The sequence below is a fragment of the Gordonia amicalis genome (assembly GCF_022059885.1).
Lineage (GTDB): Bacteria > Actinomycetota > Actinomycetes > Mycobacteriales > Mycobacteriaceae > Gordonia > Gordonia amicalis.
In genome coordinates, this window is record NZ_CP091855.1 from 3,151,537 (window position 1) to 3,169,562 (window position 18,026).

The 18,026-nt window shown below is 65.5% G+C and carries 16 protein-coding genes; 8 read left to right on the forward strand and 8 right to left on the reverse strand.

Translation table 11 applies throughout. The features are described 5' to 3' along the window. Nucleotides 1–39: 39 nt before the first annotated feature. On the reverse strand, nucleotides 40–1,281 hold the full coding sequence (locus IHQ52_RS14465; protein WP_024499289.1) for an ABC transporter substrate-binding protein: 1,242 nt from the start codon (nucleotides 1,279–1,281) through the stop codon (nucleotides 40–42). A 192-nt stretch (nucleotides 1,282–1,473) separates the two neighbouring features. Here IHQ52_RS14465 and IHQ52_RS14470 point away from each other — a divergent pair, with 192 nt between their 5' ends. After that, nucleotides 1,474–1,692: a hypothetical protein gene (locus tag IHQ52_RS14470; RefSeq protein WP_024499288.1), complete on the forward strand. Its 219-nt coding sequence runs from the start codon at nucleotides 1,474–1,476 to the stop codon at nucleotides 1,690–1,692. An 81-nt stretch (nucleotides 1,693–1,773) separates the two neighbouring features. Here IHQ52_RS14470 and IHQ52_RS14475 read toward each other — a convergent pair whose 3' ends face one another. Continuing rightward, complete coding sequence (locus tag IHQ52_RS14475) at nucleotides 1,774–2,586, reverse strand: hypothetical protein (protein ID WP_024499287.1); 813 nt, start codon at nucleotides 2,584–2,586, stop codon at nucleotides 1,774–1,776. A gap of 150 nt (nucleotides 2,587–2,736) precedes the next feature. Further along, the gene (locus tag IHQ52_RS14480; protein WP_024499286.1) at nucleotides 2,737–3,282 is read right to left on the reverse strand and encodes a YceI family protein; all 546 of its coding nucleotides are present in this window, start codon (nucleotides 3,280–3,282) and stop codon (nucleotides 2,737–2,739) included. Between the two features lie 66 nt (nucleotides 3,283–3,348). On the opposite strand from IHQ52_RS14480, the gene IHQ52_RS14485 reads away from it, so the two are divergent. After that, nucleotides 3,349–4,149: a crotonase/enoyl-CoA hydratase family protein gene (locus tag IHQ52_RS14485; protein ID WP_024499285.1), complete on the forward strand. Its 801-nt coding sequence runs from the start codon at nucleotides 3,349–3,351 to the stop codon at nucleotides 4,147–4,149. Between the two features lie 43 nt (nucleotides 4,150–4,192). On the opposite strand, the gene IHQ52_RS14490 is transcribed toward IHQ52_RS14485, so the two are convergent. Beyond that, complete coding sequence (locus IHQ52_RS14490) at nucleotides 4,193–5,770, reverse strand: FMN-binding glutamate synthase family protein (protein ID WP_024499284.1); 1,578 nt, start codon at nucleotides 5,768–5,770, stop codon at nucleotides 4,193–4,195. Nucleotides 5,771–5,984: 214 nt separating this feature from the next. Between IHQ52_RS14490 and IHQ52_RS14495 the strand changes: the two genes are divergently transcribed. Beyond that, on the forward strand, nucleotides 5,985–6,389 hold the full coding sequence (locus IHQ52_RS14495) for a VOC family protein (protein WP_024499283.1): 405 nt from the start codon (nucleotides 5,985–5,987) through the stop codon (nucleotides 6,387–6,389). Nucleotides 6,390–6,394: 5 nt separating this feature from the next. Here IHQ52_RS14495 and IHQ52_RS14500 read toward each other — a convergent pair whose 3' ends face one another. Both IHQ52_RS14500 and IHQ52_RS14505 read right to left on the reverse strand, forming a co-directional pair. After that, the gene (locus IHQ52_RS14500; RefSeq protein WP_024499282.1) at nucleotides 6,395–7,150 is read right to left on the reverse strand and encodes a DUF6319 family protein; all 756 of its coding nucleotides are present in this window, start codon (nucleotides 7,148–7,150) and stop codon (nucleotides 6,395–6,397) included. A gap of 115 nt (nucleotides 7,151–7,265) precedes the next feature. Next, nucleotides 7,266–8,108, reverse strand: a complete 843-nt coding sequence (locus tag IHQ52_RS14505; RefSeq protein WP_024499281.1) for an SDR family oxidoreductase — start codon at nucleotides 8,106–8,108, stop codon at nucleotides 7,266–7,268. Between the two features lie 175 nt (nucleotides 8,109–8,283). On the opposite strand from IHQ52_RS14505, the gene IHQ52_RS14510 reads away from it, so the two are divergent. Together IHQ52_RS14510 and IHQ52_RS14515 are read left to right on the forward strand one after the other, a co-directional pair. Next, a complete protein-coding gene (locus IHQ52_RS14510; protein ID WP_024499280.1) occupies nucleotides 8,284–8,487 on the forward strand; it encodes a zinc-ribbon domain-containing protein in 204 nt (67 codons plus the stop codon). Nucleotides 8,488–8,567: 80 nt separating this feature from the next. Beyond that, entirely contained in the window at nucleotides 8,568–9,077 is a 510-nt protein-coding gene (locus IHQ52_RS14515) for a MarR family winged helix-turn-helix transcriptional regulator (RefSeq protein ID WP_024499279.1), read from the forward strand. 25 nt (nucleotides 9,078–9,102) lie between these two features. Here the strand turns inward: IHQ52_RS14515 and IHQ52_RS14520 are convergent, their stop codons facing one another. Together IHQ52_RS14520 and IHQ52_RS14525 are read right to left on the reverse strand one after the other, a co-directional pair. Then, entirely contained in the window at nucleotides 9,103–10,128 is a 1,026-nt protein-coding gene (locus tag IHQ52_RS14520; protein WP_024499278.1) for an SDR family oxidoreductase, read from the reverse strand. A 23-nt stretch (nucleotides 10,129–10,151) separates the two neighbouring features. Then, nucleotides 10,152–11,909: a glycoside hydrolase family 15 protein gene (locus tag IHQ52_RS14525; RefSeq protein ID WP_024499277.1), complete on the reverse strand. Its 1,758-nt coding sequence runs from the start codon at nucleotides 11,907–11,909 to the stop codon at nucleotides 10,152–10,154. Between the two features lie 205 nt (nucleotides 11,910–12,114). Between IHQ52_RS14525 and IHQ52_RS14530 the strand changes: the two genes are divergently transcribed. From IHQ52_RS14530 to IHQ52_RS14540, 3 genes are read left to right on the forward strand one after another with little or no spacing between them, the layout of a single operon-like run. Next, nucleotides 12,115–13,908, forward strand: a complete 1,794-nt coding sequence (locus tag IHQ52_RS14530; RefSeq protein WP_096274049.1) for a thiamine pyrophosphate-requiring protein — start codon at nucleotides 12,115–12,117, stop codon at nucleotides 13,906–13,908. Next, nucleotides 13,905–15,023 (forward strand): enolase C-terminal domain-like protein, encoded by a 1,119-nt coding sequence (locus IHQ52_RS14535; RefSeq protein ID WP_024499275.1) that lies wholly within the window; start codon nucleotides 13,905–13,907, stop codon nucleotides 15,021–15,023. Before IHQ52_RS14530 ends, IHQ52_RS14535 begins: the two co-directional genes overlap by 4 nt. Before the next feature lie 12 nt (nucleotides 15,024–15,035). Next, a complete protein-coding gene (locus IHQ52_RS14540) occupies nucleotides 15,036–18,023 on the forward strand; it encodes an FAD-binding and (Fe-S)-binding domain-containing protein (RefSeq protein WP_081712455.1) in 2,988 nt (995 codons plus the stop codon). Nucleotides 18,024–18,026: the final 3 nt, after the last annotated feature.

Here is an 18,026-nt window from a genome sequence, read left to right on the forward strand (position 1 = left end):
TTCCGGTCATCGTGCGGGTGTGGTGAACGTTCGCCGTGTTCAGACGAGCTTCGGGTCGACGAGCTCGCCGTCCTTGAAGGTGACGATGATGCCTCCGCTGCCGCACACCGACGGCATGCCCGGCATCGCCTTGCCGTCGCAGGTGAACGTCAGCCCGTAGCCGGCTGGGAGCGGAACATCCTTGGTGCTCTTGATCGCCGCGGTCAGGGCGGCGGGTGAGGTGTCGGTGCCCTGCACCGACTCGGTTGCGCGGACCAGGCCGAGCATGCCCTGATAGCCGATGATCGCGAAGCCCTCGATGTCGGTGTCGGGCGCGTACTTGGCCATGATCGCCTTGTAGAGCTGGGTCTCCGGGTCATCGGAGTTGATGACCGAAGCGGTCGAGACCTTCGTGTCGTTGAGATTCTCGGCACCGACCGCCTCGACGACCGCCGGATCGGAACACGGCTGGATGGTCATCTTTTCGGCGGTTGTCGACACCGTGCTCAAGGCTTTGAACACCGATGTGCAGAGGGTGGATTCACCGATGACCACCACACCGTCAGGCTTGTCTCCCAGGCCGGCACTCACCTGCGGGGTGGCGTCCGGGGTGCCCGGCGGGATCGGCACGACCTTGAGGTTGACTCCCGCGGCCTGGAAGGCGGGTGCGCCCATCGCCTGGACGCCGGCAGTCGCTGCCGGGACGTCGATCACATAAGCCGTCACGTTCTTCATGCCCTGTTGGGCGGAGTACTTCGCCATCGAGGTCATGGCACCGGGCAGACCTGCGGTCCACATGAAGGCGCCCGGAGTGGTCAGCTCCGACGACGCCTGACCGGCCGCCGAAACGTAGGGGATCCCGGCACCGGTGATGATGGGAACCATCGAATTTCCCTGGCCGCTGCTGGTCATGAGGACTGCAGAGACCTTCGCCTCCACCATCTTGTTGGCACAGTCGCGGGCCTGGTTGGCGTCTTCGCCTTGCTTGCAGGTGACCAGTTCGATGGGCCGGCCACCGATGCCACCGAGGTTCTCGTTCGCGTACTGGACGACGGCCTCGGCCGATTCCCGGTTCTCGGGCATCGAGATGGCCTGTCCGCCTTCGTTGTTGATGAGACCGATCTTCACGGGCTCGCCACTGGCCGCATTCCCGGGGAACGAACCCTCCGGCGCGGCGACGCTCTCGGACGCGGAGCCGTCACTGCTGTCGTCGCTGCTACATGCGGCTGTCGCGCTCAGCGCCACCACCGCGATCGATGCGGCCACCATCTTGGCGACGCGCGAGCCTCTGAACGGTTTCATCGATGTCCTTTTCAGTAGGGGATAGAGACGGCGCTGCCGTCCTCGGTCACTTAGATGACTAAGTGGCATTGGGTAACTATATGGCGCCGAGTGATCTGTGTCACCGAATTCGGGTCATGGTCGATTGACCTGGTTCGGTGTCCCCGTTCCTGACGCCGAGATCGCGTATGTCCTGCGAACCCGCACCGGGGTGTGGGACCCGATCTGCGTCGGATCCGGTTCGAGCAGGCCGCCCAAGCTCCACCCGGTGCACGCATCATCGGCCCGGAGGACAACCCGCGCCGCTACCGCAGCCGACTGGCCGCCAGACAGGCACGCCGGCGGGCCGAGCGTGCCCGCAACAGTCAGGAGCGGGAAGCACTCCGCGACGCCGAACGCCGCGACCACCTGGGAAGCCGGCCACCGTTCTGAGGCGCTGTCCGATGGTGATGACGCACAGCTACGACTCTGCCGCGAGGGGAACCCGCCGCGGGTTTCGACGGATCGGCGGGATCAGAAATCGAACCCGCCGCCACCGAAATCGCCGCCACCGAAATCGCCGCCACCGAAATCGCCGCCACCGAAATCGCCGCCGGCATCGCCCCCGCCGAAGTCGTCTCCGCCGAAGTCATCCCCGCCGCCGGCGTCGCCTCCGTCGATGGCGCCCAGGTCCGAACCGTCGCCGACGCCGCTCTCGAAGCCCTGTGCGTCATACGGGACGCCCGCCATGCCGGAGAACATCGCCGAGAACAGGAACATGGACCCGACGCCCCAGGCGCCCGCCACGAGAGCCGGCCGCCACCAGGGCTCCGAATACCAACCGGCCGGGACCGGACGACCGGCGACGCGGCCACCCGGGTAGTAGTTCGGCGTCCGATCAGACGGGTTGGGTGACGCCTCGACCTTGCGTCCTTCGAAGTCGACCTGCCGGTCTTCGGTGACCCTGCCCGCACTCTGCTGACCATCGAGCTCCGGGATGGCCGGACCGGGATCGAGGTTCATCGCGACTCGAGCAGCACGGATGTAGTAAAGGCCTTCGAGGGCCGTCTGCTTGGCCAGTCGCGCCTGCGCGGGCGAGTTCGCCTGCTCGATCTGCGAACCGGCTGCGGTGTACCGCTCCCCCGCATCGGCGAGCGCCTGCTTCGACGCCGGACCATCACCGACCAACATGAACACTTGCCCGCCGAGGCGTTCGATGGCTTGCCGTGCGTCAGCCTTGGCGTCGTCGAGCGTGCGAGCGGCGTTCGCCCCGGAGCGCTGCTGTGCGATCACCACCACCCCGACGACGACCAGGACGACGACGGCGATCAGAATCAGTGCTTCCATGGTTCTCTCCAGCTCGTGCGTGTCCGACGGACTCGTCAGGCTGGAGCCCTTGCGAGGCCTCGGGCCCGGCCGACAAATCGGGCACCTTCGAGCGTACCGATCGGGAGGAGGGGCGGACCGCCGCCCAGTCGGTCCACCTCCACACCACGGTCACCGAGCGCGAGCGACGTCGACGACCACTCGAACGTCGTCGGCGACCTTCAACGTGCCCATCATCAGTGAGTACGGCTTGATCCCGAAGTCGCTCTGAGTGATCGTCGCGTCGGTGGAGATCTGCCGGCCCGCCGCGGTGTCGACGACTTCGAAGTCCAACGAAAGCGGGCGTGTTCGGCCGTGGATGGTCAACGTGCCGTCGGCTCGGTACCCGTGTGCCGTCGCGGTGAGTGCCTCGGATTCATAGGAGATCTCGGGGTACTTGTCGGCGCGCATGGACTTCAAGGCGTTCATACGGGCGAGCGACTTCTCGGCTCCGGTCATCGGGGTGAGTCCGCCCTCGCCGGCTTCTACCTGCATGGAGTCCACTGAGATCGTCGCCGCGATGCGGTTGGGTACCAAGTCTTTCAAGGTCACGACCGCGGTCCATGCACGCATCGCGATCGTCAGCCGATGGCCGGTGCGTGCCGCCGGTCCGGTGACCCCGGTGTGCACCACGACCGAGCCGTCGGATTCGCTGAACTTCCAGACCGATTCCTCCACGGCCGTAGTGTAAGCGCTCGGGTACATGCTCGTGGCCCGACGACAGGTGGAGAGGTGACGAAGATGGTGACTGCACAAAGGATCCTGCTCGATGTCGACGAGGCGGGGGTCGCGACGGTCACGCTCAACCGCGCGGAGAAGCACAATGCGCTGGACCCCGCGATGTTCGACGCGTTGCTCGAGGTGACCGGCGAACTGGCGGCTGATCGTCGCGTGCGGGCCGTCGTCGTTCACGGGGACGGAAAGAGTTTCTGTTCCGGCCTCGACATCTCGTCTCTCGGCGGCGAGGGGTTGGGCGGCTCGTTGCTGGAGCGGGACGACGCCGACCGTGGAAACCATGCGCAGCGGGTGTCTCTCGACTGGCGGCGCGTGCCGGCGCCGGTGATCGCGGTGCTACACGGCAACTGCTTCGGAGGCGGACTGCAGGTCGCTCTCGGTGCCGACATCCGCTACGCGACGCCCGACGCCCGCCTGTCCGTGATGGAGGTGAAATGGGGCCTGGTGCCGGATATGGGCATCACCCAGACGCTTCCCGGGCTTCTTGCGGCCGACGTGGCCAAGGAACTGACCTTCACGGGCCGCATCCTGTCGGGCGCCGAAGCCCACGAGGTCGGGTTGGTCACCGGAATTGCCGACGACCCTCTCGCCCGCGCCATGACGCTCGCCCATGAGATCGCCGCGAAGTCGCCACATGCCGTGCGCGCTGCAAAACGCCTTTACGACGAGACCTGGAGTGGCGTCGATCCGGCGGCGGCACTGTTGCTCGAGAGCACACTGCAGGTCGAGTTGATGCGGTCGCCGAATCAGCTCGAGGCCGTGCGCGCCGGCATGTCCGGACGGGAACCCCGCTTCGCCGACCCGGAGTGAGACCGTCATCCGACCACCGCTCCGTCGATTCGGCAGGTTCTCCTCAGCTCGCGCTCGTCGCCGAAGGTGGAGCCGAACCGCCCTGGCGTTGATCGCTCATCAGACGTGCGATCTCCGCACAGTCGGCGTCCGACGGAAGACCCATACCCGGCGAATACCCGTACACCTCGGTCATCGGTCTGGAGCTCCGCCGCCCGTCCAGGATCTCCACCGACTCGGTGGTGATGAGTCCCGGGTGGTCGACGCCGCAGGCCTGCGCGACCCTGGCCAGGTCCCGGCGTAGCGTCGTGATGTAGTTCGCTGCTCGGGGCGCCTTGTCGTCGGGCGCCAATCCCCTTGTGAGCCAGCTGTTCTGCGTGGCGACACCCGTCGGGCAGGTGTCGGTGTGGCATTTCTGGGACTGGATACACCCGACGGACAGCATCGCCTCGCGGGCGACGCTGACCATGTCGCATCCGAGTGCGAAGGCCTGGACGGCGTTGTCGGGTAGGCCGAGCTTGCCGCTCCCGATGAACGTGATCTGCTGATGAAGGTTCCGCTCGGCAAAAATCCGGTAGACCCTGCTGAACGCGAGGAAGAACGGGAGCGAGACGGTGTCGGCGAAGAGCAACGGTGCTGCACCCGTGCCGCCTTCTCCTCCGTCGATGGTGACGAAGTCGACTCCGCGGTCGGTCGTCGCCATCAGGTCGGCGATCTGATGCCACGAGTCGAGGTCTCCGACCGCGGATTTGATGCCCACCGGCAGCCCCGTTTCGGCGGCGAGAAGTTCGACCCAGTCGAGCATGCTGTCGGCGTCGGAGAATTCGGCGTGCCGTGATGGACTCACGCAATCACGTCCCGCCGTGACGCCGCGCGCCTCTGCGATCTCCGCAGTCACCTTGGGGCCGGGAAGCAACCCACCCAGATTGGGCTTGGCGCCCTGGCTGAGTTTGATCTCGAGCGCGCGTACCGGAGCTTCGGCGACGACGGCTTTCAGGCGGGCGAGGTCGAAACGACCGTCGGCGTCTCGGCAGCCGAAATAGGCGGTGCCGATCTGGAAGACCAGGTCCCCACCGTGACGGTGATAGGGCGAGATCCCGCCCTCGCCGGTGTTGTGGAGCGCGCCGGTCATGGCGGCCCCGCGATTGAGTGCCTCGATGGCGTTCCCGGACAGGGCTCCGAAGCTCATCCCGGAGATGTTGACAACCGACGTCGGACGAAACGCACCCGGTCGTCCACGTGCTGCGCCGACCACCTTCGCGCAGGGCAGAACCACCTCGTGGCCGGCCTCGGGTGCCGAAGCCGGCGCAGACGACTGGCTGAACGTCCGATGTTTGATCACCGGGAATCCGGTCGTGAACTCGACGTCGTTGTCGGTGCCGAACCCGAAGTAGTTGTTCTCTTTCTTGGACGAGGAGTAGATCCACCGGCGTTGATCGCGGGTGAACGGACGCTCTTCGTCGTTGGCGGCGACGATGTATTGACGTAACTCGGGTCCGAACGTCTCGATCCAGTAGCGCGCGTGCCCGATGAGCGGGAAGTTGCGCAGCAACGAGTGCTCGCGCTGAAACAGATCTCGAACGACAACGGCCGCCGCTGTGGTGGCGGCACCGACTACGACAGCAGACCTCTTGCGGCTCATGTGTCGAGTGTTCACCAGACGGGCCGGGTAGCGCCACGAATCACAGAGCCGGGATCCCTATTCGAGGCCGGCGATATACTGATCGACGCGTTGCGTCTCTTGATCCGCTCATCGGCGCGCTGTCCCCGACGACCTCCGGTCTCGCGCAGGTCGCCGTGGAACCGGCTGTCCCTCAACCGAAAACCCAACCTTGCAAGGTCAGGAGAAGGCGACGATGCCGAACTTTCCTGCACTCACCCACGTCGCGATCACGGTCAGCGATCTCGACGCCAGCACTGTGTGGTACCAGAAATTGTTCGACGCCCAGCCTGTTCTGGACGAAGACGAAGAGTCCGGCAATTTCCACCACACGGTCTTCGCGCTCGGCGGTGGAACACTGTTCGGCCTCCACACCCACACCACGAATTCTGGCGGTACGCATCCGTTCAGCGAACTGAACGCGGGACTGGACCATATCGCGTTCGCCTGCACGCAATCCGAACTCGAGGACTGGGTCGCACGCCTCGACGAGGCTGGAATCGAGCACAGCGGAATCAAACACGCGCACTACGGGTCGGGAATCTCTTTTCGCGACCCGGACAACATCGCGCTGGAGTTCTTCGCCCCACCAGCCGGCTGATCGCGTCAGTCGTCCGTGGACTCTCCGTCGAGATGGGCCAGAGCAGCCCGCGCGCTCTCCAACTCGCGGGTGAGCTCATCGATCCGCTCCTGAGCCGCGGCACGCGCGGACTCGATCACGCCGTCGACTGCCGCGACCGCCGTCTCGTCACCCAGTTCGCGCATCGCACGAGCCACCCGGTCTGCGGTCACCTCGGTTGCCTTGCCCTTCCTGCTGCCGTGCGAGACGGACACCGTCCACGTGCTCTCGCCCGCCGATGCCACGGTGACGCTCACCACCGACGCGGTCTTCGGGCGTCTGGGTGCCTTGGGCGGGACGGGTCTCGGCTTCACCGTGTCCGTTTCCGGTTCAGTGCGCGATGAGTGTTCGGCGCGCACCGCAGGTGCCTGGGGTGACTCCGCCTTCGGTTTCTGCGCAACGGGTTTCGGCGCCTGTACGGGTTTCGGTGGCTGCCCGGGATTAGGCGCCGGTGTCGCCCTGGCAGCTCGCTGACGCGCAGAGGAAGCAGAGGTCGCCGCTCGGGTCTTCTGCAACTCGTCGGCCTCGAACGGTAGCTGGTCGTCGACGCCCTTGGGGCTCACCATCACCGTGGATCCGTCGATCGACACGACACGTGCCGATGCGCCCGCGTCGAGCCCCAGCGACGGCATCGGATCGCGTAGGTACACGGTGGCCCGCTTGCCTGCGGCGAGCGCCGCGGAGAGAGATTCCAGATCGTCGGGAGTCAGTCCCGGCCTTCGATGCGAACTCACACCGACCATCTTCGCACACGCGTGCGAAGAGGACACCCCCAGCCGAAGCGGACGGGTACCAGGCCCATCGAAGCGGTCGATCAACTCGTCGGCAGGTGCGCCATACGCGGGTGGAGGTCTGGACTCAGGCGCCGCGGGCCATTGCCAGCATGCCTTTGATGCCCAGTCCTGCCTTGGTGCCGCCGTCGCACAGGATGTCGGTGCCGGTGAGATAGCCCGGTTTGTCGCCGGCGCAGAAGGCCAGCAGTTCCGCGATCTCGTCCGGGCGGCCGAATCGTTTGAGTGCGGCGAACTCCAACAGTCTGGCCGACCCGCTCTTCTCCTCGAGCCGGCCCATCTCGGTGTCGAACGATCCCGGCGAGACGGACAATATGCGGGCACCTCGAGCACCGAACGCACCGGCTCGGTCCGCCGAGTAACGGATGACGAAGTTCTTGCTCAGCGAATAGGCCGAACCGGGATGCATCCTGGCCGGACCGCGGGATGCGTTCGCGATCATCTTGCGGGTGAACTCCTCGACGTCGCGCGTCGCCAGCCGGTAGGTGCGCCGCGGCACCATGACCGACGGCAGCATGTGCCCGGCGATGGACGCGACGTTGACGAGGGCGAATCCCTCGCCGGCGACGGCAAGGGACGCCTCGGTGACGTTGATGGTCCCGACGGCGTTGATCTTGATGATCTTCTCCGCCGACCCCATCTGTGGACTCACCCCGGCCGCGTGCACCACCGCGCGTACGGGCGCGGAGGCGGCGGAGGTCGCGAAGAGGGCCTCCACGGATCCGCGGTCGGTGATGTCGGCGACGACGTACCGAGCGCGGATCCCGCTCGACTCGAGATCGGCCACGGCGGAGGCCAGCGGATCCTCTCTGACGTCGGTGAGCACCACGTCGTGGTCGCGACCCATGATCCTGGCGGTGGCCAGTCCCATCCCGCCGGCGCCGCCGGTCACGATCACCGTCCTGTCCATCGGTGTTGGTCCCCTCTGTTGATATTCGGCGAGCCCAAGCCTAAGGCGTCTCGGACCATGCTGCTGGTCTCCGGGAAGCAGTTGTGGCATGGAACTTCTGAACGGCGAAGCCGCCGGTTCGGGACCAGTGGTGGTGGAAACGGTCGCCACGTCCTCCTTCTGGCACGATGGCAACGTGTTCTTCCTTTTCGGATTCGGTCGCAGGCAACAACATCTCGGTGCGGGACAGACGCGGACCTGCCCGCGATGCCACAACACCACCCAATGGGCCAGGATGCGGGAGTACAGCCAATTCACGCTCTTCTTCATCCCGGTGGCGCGCTGGGGTCGTCGGCAATTCGAGGCGTGTGGCATCTGCGGTGCCACCGTCGCGGCCTGAGCGGTCACATCGGCAACCGCCATCTATTCATGCAGCGTGCAATGCTTGATCAACAGCATGGAATGACAGAAGATGGCTCGATGGACTCCACGTCTGCCCCACCTCGGCGCCGATCGCGCAAGAAGTTCGACAAGCAGGTCGATGCGGTGATGTGGGCTTCTCGTGCACTGATCGGGATCGCCGCTGCCTCGGTCGCGGAGGTGGAGGATCGGGTCAGCATTCCTCAGCTGCGGATCCTCACATTGGTCGCCACCCGGGGTCCGCTCAGTCTCGCAGTCATCGCCGACGAACTCGACGTCGATCCCTCCAGCGCCAGTCGAAGTGTGGACAGGTTGATGAAGGCAGGCCTGCTGGACCGGCGTGATGCCCCTGAGGATCGACGCAGACTGGCGGTGACGGTGACCGCCGACGGCGCCGACCTCGTGCAGACCGTCACCGATCATCGACGTGAGGCCATCGCCGCGGTGCTCAAGAAGCTGAGTGCAACGCAGCGTGACGAACTGACCGTCGCGTTCGATGCCTTCGCCGTCGCGGCGGGAGAGCCGACCACTGACGATTCCCTGACCCTGGTGTGGCCGCTGCACCCGTGAACGCAGCCTTCGGCGTAACCGGGTATCACCTGAGGGCGCGCGATCGCCTGGCCAGTAACGCAACAGTCAGCGAGGCGACCGCGGCCGCGCCACCCGCGACCCCATGGTGACGAGACAGGACGGTCTGAGCACTCGAGTTCTTGGCGCGTCGGTCGAACACCCCGTGCGCGCCGAAGTCGCTTCCGTCCGGGCCGTCCGCCGGCTCCCAGAGGTTCGCCGGCTGGTCGGGATCGCGGGGGCGCGAGGTCTGCTGAGAGTCGAAGCCGGTACGCGCCAGGTACCGATCGAGCAGTCCGGGTGCCAGCGCATTGCCGACGAGAGTTGCCGCGGTGCTCGCACCGACCCAGTATTCACGGCGTTTCGGGTGATCCGCGGCATGGAGCACCGCACGCGCTGCCACCTCGGGTTGATAGATGGGCGGCACGGGTTGTGCATGCCGGGGCAGGCGGGAGAGAACCCACGAGAACTGCGGCGTGTTGACCGCGGGCATCTGCACCATGGTCACGTGAACGTTGCTGTGGCGGTGCAACAGTTCGCACCGGACCGATTCATGGAATCCCTGGATGGCGTGTTTTGATCCGCAATAGGCGCTCTGGAGCGGGATACCTCGATAGGCCAGAGCGGAGCCGACGTGCACGATGGTGCCGCGGTCGGCGGGCAGCATCCGTTTGAGCGCCGACATGGTGCCGTACACGAAGCCGAGATAGTTGACCTCGGTGACGCGCCGGTACTCGGCCGGACTGATCTCGGTGAACGGTGCGAATACCGAGGTGAATGCCACGTTGACCCACACGTCGATGCGACCGAACCGCTCGACGGTTGCCGCAGCGGCGGCTTCGACCGCCTCAGGGTCGGCGACGTCGGTGGGCAGGACGAGTGCCTCGCCACCTGCATCCTCGACCTCACGTGCGGCCGCTGCGAGTCCGACCTCTCCGCGTGCGATCAACGCGACCTTTGCTCGACGATGTCCGTATGCGCGCGCCACTGCGCGTCCGATGCCCGCGCTCGCGCCGGTGACGACCACGATCTGGCGGTGGGGTGGTGATGACATTGCATGTCCTTTCCGTGCGGCGCTCAGGTTGTCGAATCCCAGGGCTGGGCAAGTCGTCTCGCGGTTTCGAGTAGCAACGCGTGGACGAATGCCTGGGGTAGATTCCCGCGCAACTGTCGTTCGATCACGTCGAATTCCTCGGTGAACAATGCCGGAGGGCCGCACGCGGCACGATTCCGTTCGAACCATCGAACCGCTTGAAATGTGTTGCCCTGCTGATGATCAGCGAGTGCCATGAGAAATCCGCACAGCAGGAAGGCGCCTTCGGCTTCGGCGAGCGGGCGATCGTCGTGCCGAAATCGGTAGACATAGCCGTCGCTGCTGAGCGTGGTGCGGACCGCATCCAGTGTTCGTCGGCTCAACGGATCCGTCGCCGGGATCGCTCCCCTGATCGCCGACAGCAGTAGAGCGGCATCGACCCGGTCGTCGTCGGGGGCGCGCTGCCACCGCCCCGATGGATGAGTGCAGCGGTGACGGGCGTGATCGACGAGGGTTTCGGCGAGGTCGAGCCAGCGGTCGCACTGTGCGTGTGGTGCGAAAGGGGCCACGGCGCGTAATCCGGCAGCGCACGTCAGGGTCGAGTGTGTCCAGCGGCGAGTGTCGAGCTCCCAGATTCCGGCGTCGGGCTCTCGCCAGCGGGCTTCGATGGCAGCGGCGGCGGTTTCCACCGCGCGCCAGGATGAGGATTCGAGGCCGTCGTGGCGAGCTGCCGCTGCGAACAACAACAACGCCTCTCCGAAGGTGTCCAGTTGGAACTGATGGTTGACCCAGTTGCCGACGACCACGCTTCCGCCGGGGTAGCCCGGAAGCTCGGCTGTGCTCTGCGAGGGAACGTCGCCGCCATCCGTGGTGTACGCGGGCTTCAGCTTCGAGCCGTCGGCGAGCAACCGATCGCCGACGAAGCGAACCGATGCGTCGAGAAGTGGATGCGTGTCGTACAGGGCCGCCGCCTGACCCGCATAGCACTGGTCACGAATCCAGCAGTAGCGGTAGTCGTAATTCCGCCCTTGCTCGGCCCTCTCGGGTAACGAGGTGGTCGCGGCAGCCACCATTCCCCCACTGCTGCTTGTCAACCCGGTGAGAACGGCTGTCGCGTGTCGTGCGTCCCGGTCGGCAAGGGTGCCTTGGATCGGCGCGACGGCACCGGCCCACGCGTGTTCGGTCCGGTCCCAGAGTTCATCCGGTGTCGGCGGGATGTCGACCAGCGGACGGTCGGAGATCTCCAGGACCAGATCGTGGGTATGTCCCTGAGGTACGTCGAGATGCATCTCCATTCCGGACCGGGACCGAACCGCGGTCGTGGCCCCGCTCCAGCGCAGATGAAGAGGCCCCGCCCGCATGTGCCAGGAGTCGTCGGGGCCGCGCGATGGACTCGACCTTCGGCCCTCGTCCGGTTGCGCTCGGAGGAGTACGCGCAGCGGTGCAGGTCCGTCGAGCGCGACGATCCGGCGCAGGATCACTGCCGTGTGCCGGTCGGCAGGCATCGCGAGAGCCTCGCGGCATTCGACGATCCCCGTGTCGACCCAGCGGCTCCGCCAGATCAACGACCCGTCCTCGTAATAACCGCCCCACACGAACCGGGGCGTGTCGGGTGCGACGACGTAGATCCCGGGCCCGCCGAGCAGCGTGGAGAAAACGGGTTCGGAACCCCATAGCGGTGCGCACATCCACGCGAGATCACCGCGCGGACCGATCAGCGCTCCTCGTTCACCGTCCGCGACCAAGGCATACTCGCGGAGCACATGAGGGGCAACGTCCGCATCTGAGCTGGCCGTTCTCATTGCGTGGACCACGTTCTCCCTCTCGGAACTCCCAGGAACGACTGTGTCGGATGGCGTCTCGCCCTCTCTACCTTGCTACTCGCAATGATTGATCGAATGCAATGGTTGCTCATGGTTGATTGTTCCGCCTCCGTGGACGACCATGGGCACTGCACATGGACTCGAGGAGAAACCACACTGCACGTGATTTCGAGGAGAAATACCGATGGCAGACAAGAACGTCGCAGACTTCCTGCTCGAACGACTCCGGGAATGGAACGTCGAACACGTCTTCGCCTACGCGGGCGACGGCATCAACGGCATGCTCGCGGCCTGGGGACGAGCTGGAAACCGCCCGCAGTTCGTTCAGTCTCGCCATGAGGAGATGAGTGCGTTCGAAGCGGTCGGCTACGCCAAGTTCACCGACCGTCTCGGTGTGTGTATGGCGACGTCGGGCCCGGGGGCAGTCCATCTGCTCAACGGCCTCTACGACGCCAAACTCGATCACGTCCCCGTGGTCGCGATCGTGGGACAGACCAACCGCTCTGCGATGGGTGGCGCCTATCAGCAGGAGATCGATCTGCTGAGTCTCTACAAGGACGTGGCGAGCGACTACGTACAGATGGTCACCGTTCCCGAGCAGCTGCCCAACGTGCTCGACCGCGCGATACGGGTCGCACTCACCCAGCGGGTACCCACGGCGTTGATCATCCCGGCCGACGTGCAGGAGCTCGAGTACTCGCCACCGACACATGAGTTCAAGATGGTCCCGTCCAGTCTGGGCTTCGATCGACCGAAAGTGGCGCCGGACGACGAGGCGATCGCACGAGCCGCCGCGGTACTCAACGCGGGCGAAAAGGTCGCACTCCTGGTCGGTAACGGTGCACGCGGCGCCGCTGCGGAGGTGGAACAGGTCGCCGATCTCCTCGGCGCCGGTGCCGCGAAAGCGCTTCTGGGCAAGGATGTTCTGTCCGATGAACTACCCTGGGTCACCGGATCGATCGGACTGCTGGGCACGCGACCGAGTTACGAGATGATGCGTGACTGCGACACGCTTCTTACGATCGGCTCGAGTTTCCCCTACACGCAATTCCTGCCCGACCTCGATCAGGCCCGCGGCGTGCAGATCGACGTCGACGGCCGCTTCGTGGGTATGCGTTATCCCAACGAGGTCAACATCGTCGCCGATGCTCGTACAGCTCTCGAAGCGCTCATCCCCCACCTGCAGCGCAAGGAGGACAGGGCCTGGCAGGCGAAGATCGAATCCGATGTCGCCCGGTGGTGGGAGACCATGGAGATGGAGGCCGCTGTACCGGCCGACCCCGTCAACCCGCTGCGGCTGTTCGCCGCATTGTCGCCCCGGATGCCAGACGATGTCATTGTCACCGCGGACTCCGGATCGTCGGCCAACTGGTATGCGCGTCAGCTTCGGTTCCGAGGACGCATGCGGGGTTCGCTGTCAGGCACCCTGGCGACCATGGGGCCCGGTGTCCCATACGCGATCGGCGCCAAGTTCGCCCACCCGGACCGGCCGGTGATCGCATTCGTCGGTGACGGCGCGATGCAGATGAACGGCTTGGCGGAGCTGATCACCATCAAACGGTACTGGGAGGACTGGCGCGATCCCCGGTTGATCGTCGCGATTCTGCACAACAACGATCTCAACCAGGTGACGTGGGAGATGCGCGCGATGTCCGGGTCCCCGAAGTTCACCGAGTCCCAGGACCTGCCGGATGTCGACTACGCCGGCTTCGCCTCGTCGCTCGGTCTTCACGCGATCACGGTGAGCGACCCGGACGACGTCGATGGCGCCTGGGACGCGGCGCTGTCCGCACCGCGTCCCACCGTTCTCGATGTCCACACCGATCCGAACATGCCTCCCATCCCACCGCACGCCACGTGGGAGCAGTTCACATCGGCGACCGCTGCGGTGCTCGGCGGCGACGAGGACCGGTGGGGATTCATCAAGAAAGGGATCAGAACCAAGGCTCAGGAATTCTTGCCCCACAGGAACGGATGACACCAGAGCCGGAGCCGTCGATGACCGTCGTCGAACTCGATGCAGCCGCATACACGATTCCCACCGACGCGCCCGAAGCGGACGGGACACTTTCTTGGGACAGTACGACACTCGTTCTCGTGCAGGCACATACGGACGACGGGGTCGGGGTGGGATGGACTTATGCGCCCGCGGCATGCGTGCCCGTCATCGCGGATCTACTGGCCCCGCTGATCGTCGGGCGATCGGGAGCCGATGTAATCGGTGTCCACGAGAGGATGATTCGTGCGCTGCGCAACGCGGGCCGACCGGGAATCGCGGGATGTGCACTGTCAGCGGTCGACGTGGCCCTGTGGGACCTGAAAGCACGCCTGCTCTCGCTTCCGCTGCATCGCCTGCTCGGATCGGTGCACGAGCGCGTCCCGATCTACGGCAGCGGAGGCTTCACCACCTACGACCACACCCAACTCGACGAACAGCTCGAACACTGGGTACACGACCAGCGCATCCCACGGGTGAAGATCAAGATCGCCGAGAGCTGGGGCACCGAGCCCGAGCGGGACCTCCGACGCATCCGTCAGGCGCGCGAAGTCGTCGGCGATGCGGCGGAACTGTTCGTCGACGCCAACGGCGGATACACCCGCAAACAGGCGATCCGGATGATGCAGGCCGCCGCCGACGCGGACGTACGCTGGCTGGAGGAGCCGGTGTCCTCCGACGATCTCGACGGACTGCATCAGATCCGCGAGGCGGTCGACGCCGATGTAGCCGCCGGTGAATATGGTTATGCGCCTGCGTATTTCCGGCAGATGTGTGGCGCCGGTGCCGTGGACTGTCTGCAGGCAGACGTCACCCGGTGCGGAGGGATCACCGACTGGCTGCGGGTGGCCGCGATGGCGGCGACCTTCAATCTCGATCTCTCCGCCCATTGCGCTCCGCACCTGCACGTCCACGTCGCCACCGCAGTTCCCAACCTGCGTCACCTCGAGTGGTTTCACGATCATGTCCGGATCGAGACGGCGTTCTTCGACGGCACGCTCGACCCGACCGGTGGCTACCTGACGCCGAGTGACGACGCCCCTGGACATGGCCTGACACCCAAGTTCGCAGACCTCGAACCTTTTCGGGTCCGGTGAGAACGCCGGACGATGTCACATAGTGAGGACAAACCCGTGACCGAGAACCACGCTTCCGGAGCGACTCCGCGAACTCCGCTCTTGTTCGACGATCTGGCCGACGCCCTCCGGGATCGGGTCGATGGCGAGGTCAGGTTCGACGCCGGGTCCCGCGCCGCATACTCCACGGATGCGTCCAACTATCGGCAGGTGCCGATCGGGGTGGTCGTGCCCAGAACGCCCGAGGCCGCCGCCGACGCGGTGACCGTGTGCCGGGACTTCGACGTGCCCGTGCTCTCCCGCGGTGGCGGAACGAGTCTCGCCGGTCAGTGCTGCAACACCGCCGTCGTGCTCGACTGGAGCAAGTACTGCACGCGCATCCATGCCGTCAACGAGGAGAAAGGCACTGTCACAGTCGAACCCGGTATCGCTCTGGATGTGCTCAACAATGCCCTCGAGAAGACCGGGTGGATGTTCGGCCCGAAACCGTCCACTCATGTCAGCTGCGCGATCGGCGGAATGATCGGTAACAACTCGTGCGGCTCGACTGCCCAGGCATACGGCAAGACCGTCGATTCCGTTCTCGGCCTCGACGTGCTCACCTATGACGGCACGCGGATGTGGGTCCAGGCCACCCCCGACACGGACTACGAGAGGATCGTCCGGGTCGGAGACCGAAAGTCTCAGATCTATCGGGGCCTCCGGCGGCTACGCGATGACCACGCCGACCAGATCCGCGAACGCTACCCGGACATCCCCCGTCGTGTCTCCGGCTACAACCTCGATTCGTTGCTGCCCGAGAAGAACTTCGACGTCGCCCAGCTGCTCGTCGGCAGTGAGAGCACCCTGGTCACCGTGCTCGGTGCAGAACTGAAGCTGGTTCGACGCCCGGCGGCTTCTGCGCTCGTGCTCCTCGGCTTCGACGACATCACCACGGCCGCCGATGCGGTCCCGCTCGTCGTCTCCCATGGACCGGCCGCGTTGGAAGGCATCGACCACCGCCTCGCCCAACTCGAACACAGCCGGCGACTCGCCGAGGACGCCCTTCGACAACTGCCAGAAGGCAACGCCTGGTTGATGGTCCAGATGAACGGTGACGACCGCGCCGATGCCGACGCCAAGGCGAAGGATCTGATCGAAGACGTGTGTCCACGCACCGGTGCGCACGGCGCGATCTTCGATGATGCGACACACAAGAAGCAGATCTGGGCTGCACGCGAGGCCGGCTTGGGTGCCACCGCCTACCCGCCCGGTGAACCGGAGACCCACGAAGGCTGGGAGGACGCTGCCGTACCGCCGGACCGGCTCGGAGACTACCTGCGCGACTTCCGCGGTCTGCTCGACCGGTATGGATTCGGAAGCGCCTCGCTGTACGGGCATTTCGGCCAGGGGTGCGTGCACACCCGGATTCCCTTCGATCTGCGCTCGACGGACGGTATCGCAAAGTACCGCGCGTTCGCGGAAGAGAGTGCGCACCTCGTCGTCGACTACGGCGGATCATTGTCCGGTGAACACGGCGACGGCCAGTCTCGGGGTGAACTTCTCCCCCTGATGTTCGGCGCAGACCTGATCCGTGCGTTCGAGGAACTCAAGGCACTGTTCGACCCCGGAAACAGGATGAACCCGGGCAAGATCGTTCACCCCAACCGTTTGGACGAGAATCTGCGACAGGGCGCCGACTACCGACCTGCTGAAACGATCACGCACTTCTCCTACCCCGACGACAGTCACCGCTTCGCGCACGCCGCTGCTCGCTGCGTCGGAGTCGGCAAATGCCGCGGGCACGAGTCCGGGGTCATGTGTCCGAGCTATCGTGCCACCGGAGAAGAGGAACATTCCACGCGTGGGCGCGCGCGACTACTGTTCGAGATGCTCGAAGGAGACGTGATCACCGACGGGTGGAGATCGTCGGAAGTCAAAGACGCACTTGACTTGTGCCTGGCCTGCAAGGGGTGCCGGAGCGACTGTCCCGTCGATGTCGACATGGCCACGTACAAGGCCGAGTTCCTCTCCCATTTCTATGCACGTCGTCCACGACCTCGGACGCATTATTCGATGGGATGGATCCCGGTGTGGGCGCGTATGGCAAGCGCCGCGCCCCGGTTCGTCAACTCCGTTGCGCACGCCCCGGTCCTGTCGCGACTACTGAAATCCGCCGGGGGGATCGACCCGCAACGCGCATTGCCGCGGTTCGCCGACCAGCGCTTCAGCGCTTGGTTCGCACTCCGTGATGGCCCCACAGGGGGCGCAACGCGAGGACGCGTCGTGCTCTGGCCCGACACCTTCACCGAGAACTTCGATCCGCAGATCGGTCGGGACGCCGTCGCCGTCCTCGAAGACGCCGGCTTCGAAGTGCACCTCCCCGACCGGTTCGCATGTTGTGGACTCACGTGGATCTCCACGGGGCAGTTGCCGACCGCCAAGCGGGTCTTGCGCCGGACACTGGACATCCTCGGACCGGCACTGCGTTCCGGTACGCCGATCGTGGTACTCGAGCCGAGTTGTGCCGCGGTGTTCCGCGCTGATCTGCCACAACTGTTGTACGGCGACGAGGACGCACACCGTTGCGCCGAGCAAACGGTGACACTCGGTGAACTCCTACGAGGCAGAGCTCCTGATTGGGCCCCTCCCGATCTTCATGCCTCGGCGCTGCTGCAGCCGCACTGTCACCAACACGCGGTGTTGAAGTACACCGCCGACTGCGCTGCACTCGAGACCGCGGGCGTGGACACCGAGGTGTTGGACGCCGGATGTTGTGGCCTGGCAGGCAATTTCGGGTTCGAGCAGGGGCACTACGACGTCTCCGTCGCCTGTGCCGAGGACAAACTTCTCCCGGCGATCCGCGACGCCGGCGCGGAAACCCTGGTGGTGGCGGACGGATTCAGCTGCCGAACCCAGATCCGAGACCTCGAGCCGGATGTCTCGCCGTGGCACACCGCCCAAGTCCTGGCCGCCGCTCTCGCCCGTGGCGCTCGATCGGGAACATCGGCGAGTTCGTCTTCCGCGGCGCACAGGAGTTGAGGA

Excerpts from the sequence above, each read along its gene's own strand:
- IHQ52_RS14535 (WP_024499275.1), top strand. The coding sequence starts at position 13,905 with ATGACACCAGAGCCGGAGCCGTCGATGACCGTCGTCGAACTCGATGCA.
- IHQ52_RS14520 (WP_024499278.1), bottom strand. The coding sequence starts at position 10,128 with ATGTCATCACCACCCCACCGCCAGATCGTGGTCGTCACCGGCGCGAGC.
- IHQ52_RS14500 (WP_024499282.1), bottom strand. The coding sequence starts at position 7,150 with ATGGTCGGTGTGAGTTCGCATCGAAGGCCGGGACTGACTCCCGACGAT.
- IHQ52_RS14525 (WP_024499277.1), bottom strand. The coding sequence starts at position 11,909 with ATGAGAACGGCCAGCTCAGATGCGGACGTTGCCCCTCATGTGCTCCGC.
- IHQ52_RS14495 (WP_024499283.1), top strand. The coding sequence starts at position 5,985 with ATGCCGAACTTTCCTGCACTCACCCACGTCGCGATCACGGTCAGCGAT.
- IHQ52_RS14475 (WP_024499287.1), bottom strand. The coding sequence starts at position 2,586 with ATGGAAGCACTGATTCTGATCGCCGTCGTCGTCCTGGTCGTCGTCGGG.
- IHQ52_RS14465 (WP_024499289.1), bottom strand. The coding sequence starts at position 1,281 with ATGAAACCGTTCAGAGGCTCGCGCGTCGCCAAGATGGTGGCCGCATCG.
- IHQ52_RS14505 (WP_024499281.1), bottom strand. The coding sequence starts at position 8,108 with ATGGACAGGACGGTGATCGTGACCGGCGGCGCCGGCGGGATGGGACTG.
- IHQ52_RS14530 (WP_096274049.1), top strand. The coding sequence starts at position 12,115 with ATGGCAGACAAGAACGTCGCAGACTTCCTGCTCGAACGACTCCGGGAA.
- IHQ52_RS14515 (WP_024499279.1), top strand. The coding sequence starts at position 8,568 with ATGGACTCCACGTCTGCCCCACCTCGGCGCCGATCGCGCAAGAAGTTC.
- IHQ52_RS14490 (WP_024499284.1), bottom strand. The coding sequence starts at position 5,770 with ATGAGCCGCAAGAGGTCTGCTGTCGTAGTCGGTGCCGCCACCACAGCG.
- IHQ52_RS14540 (WP_081712455.1), top strand. The coding sequence starts at position 15,036 with ATGTCACATAGTGAGGACAAACCCGTGACCGAGAACCACGCTTCCGGA.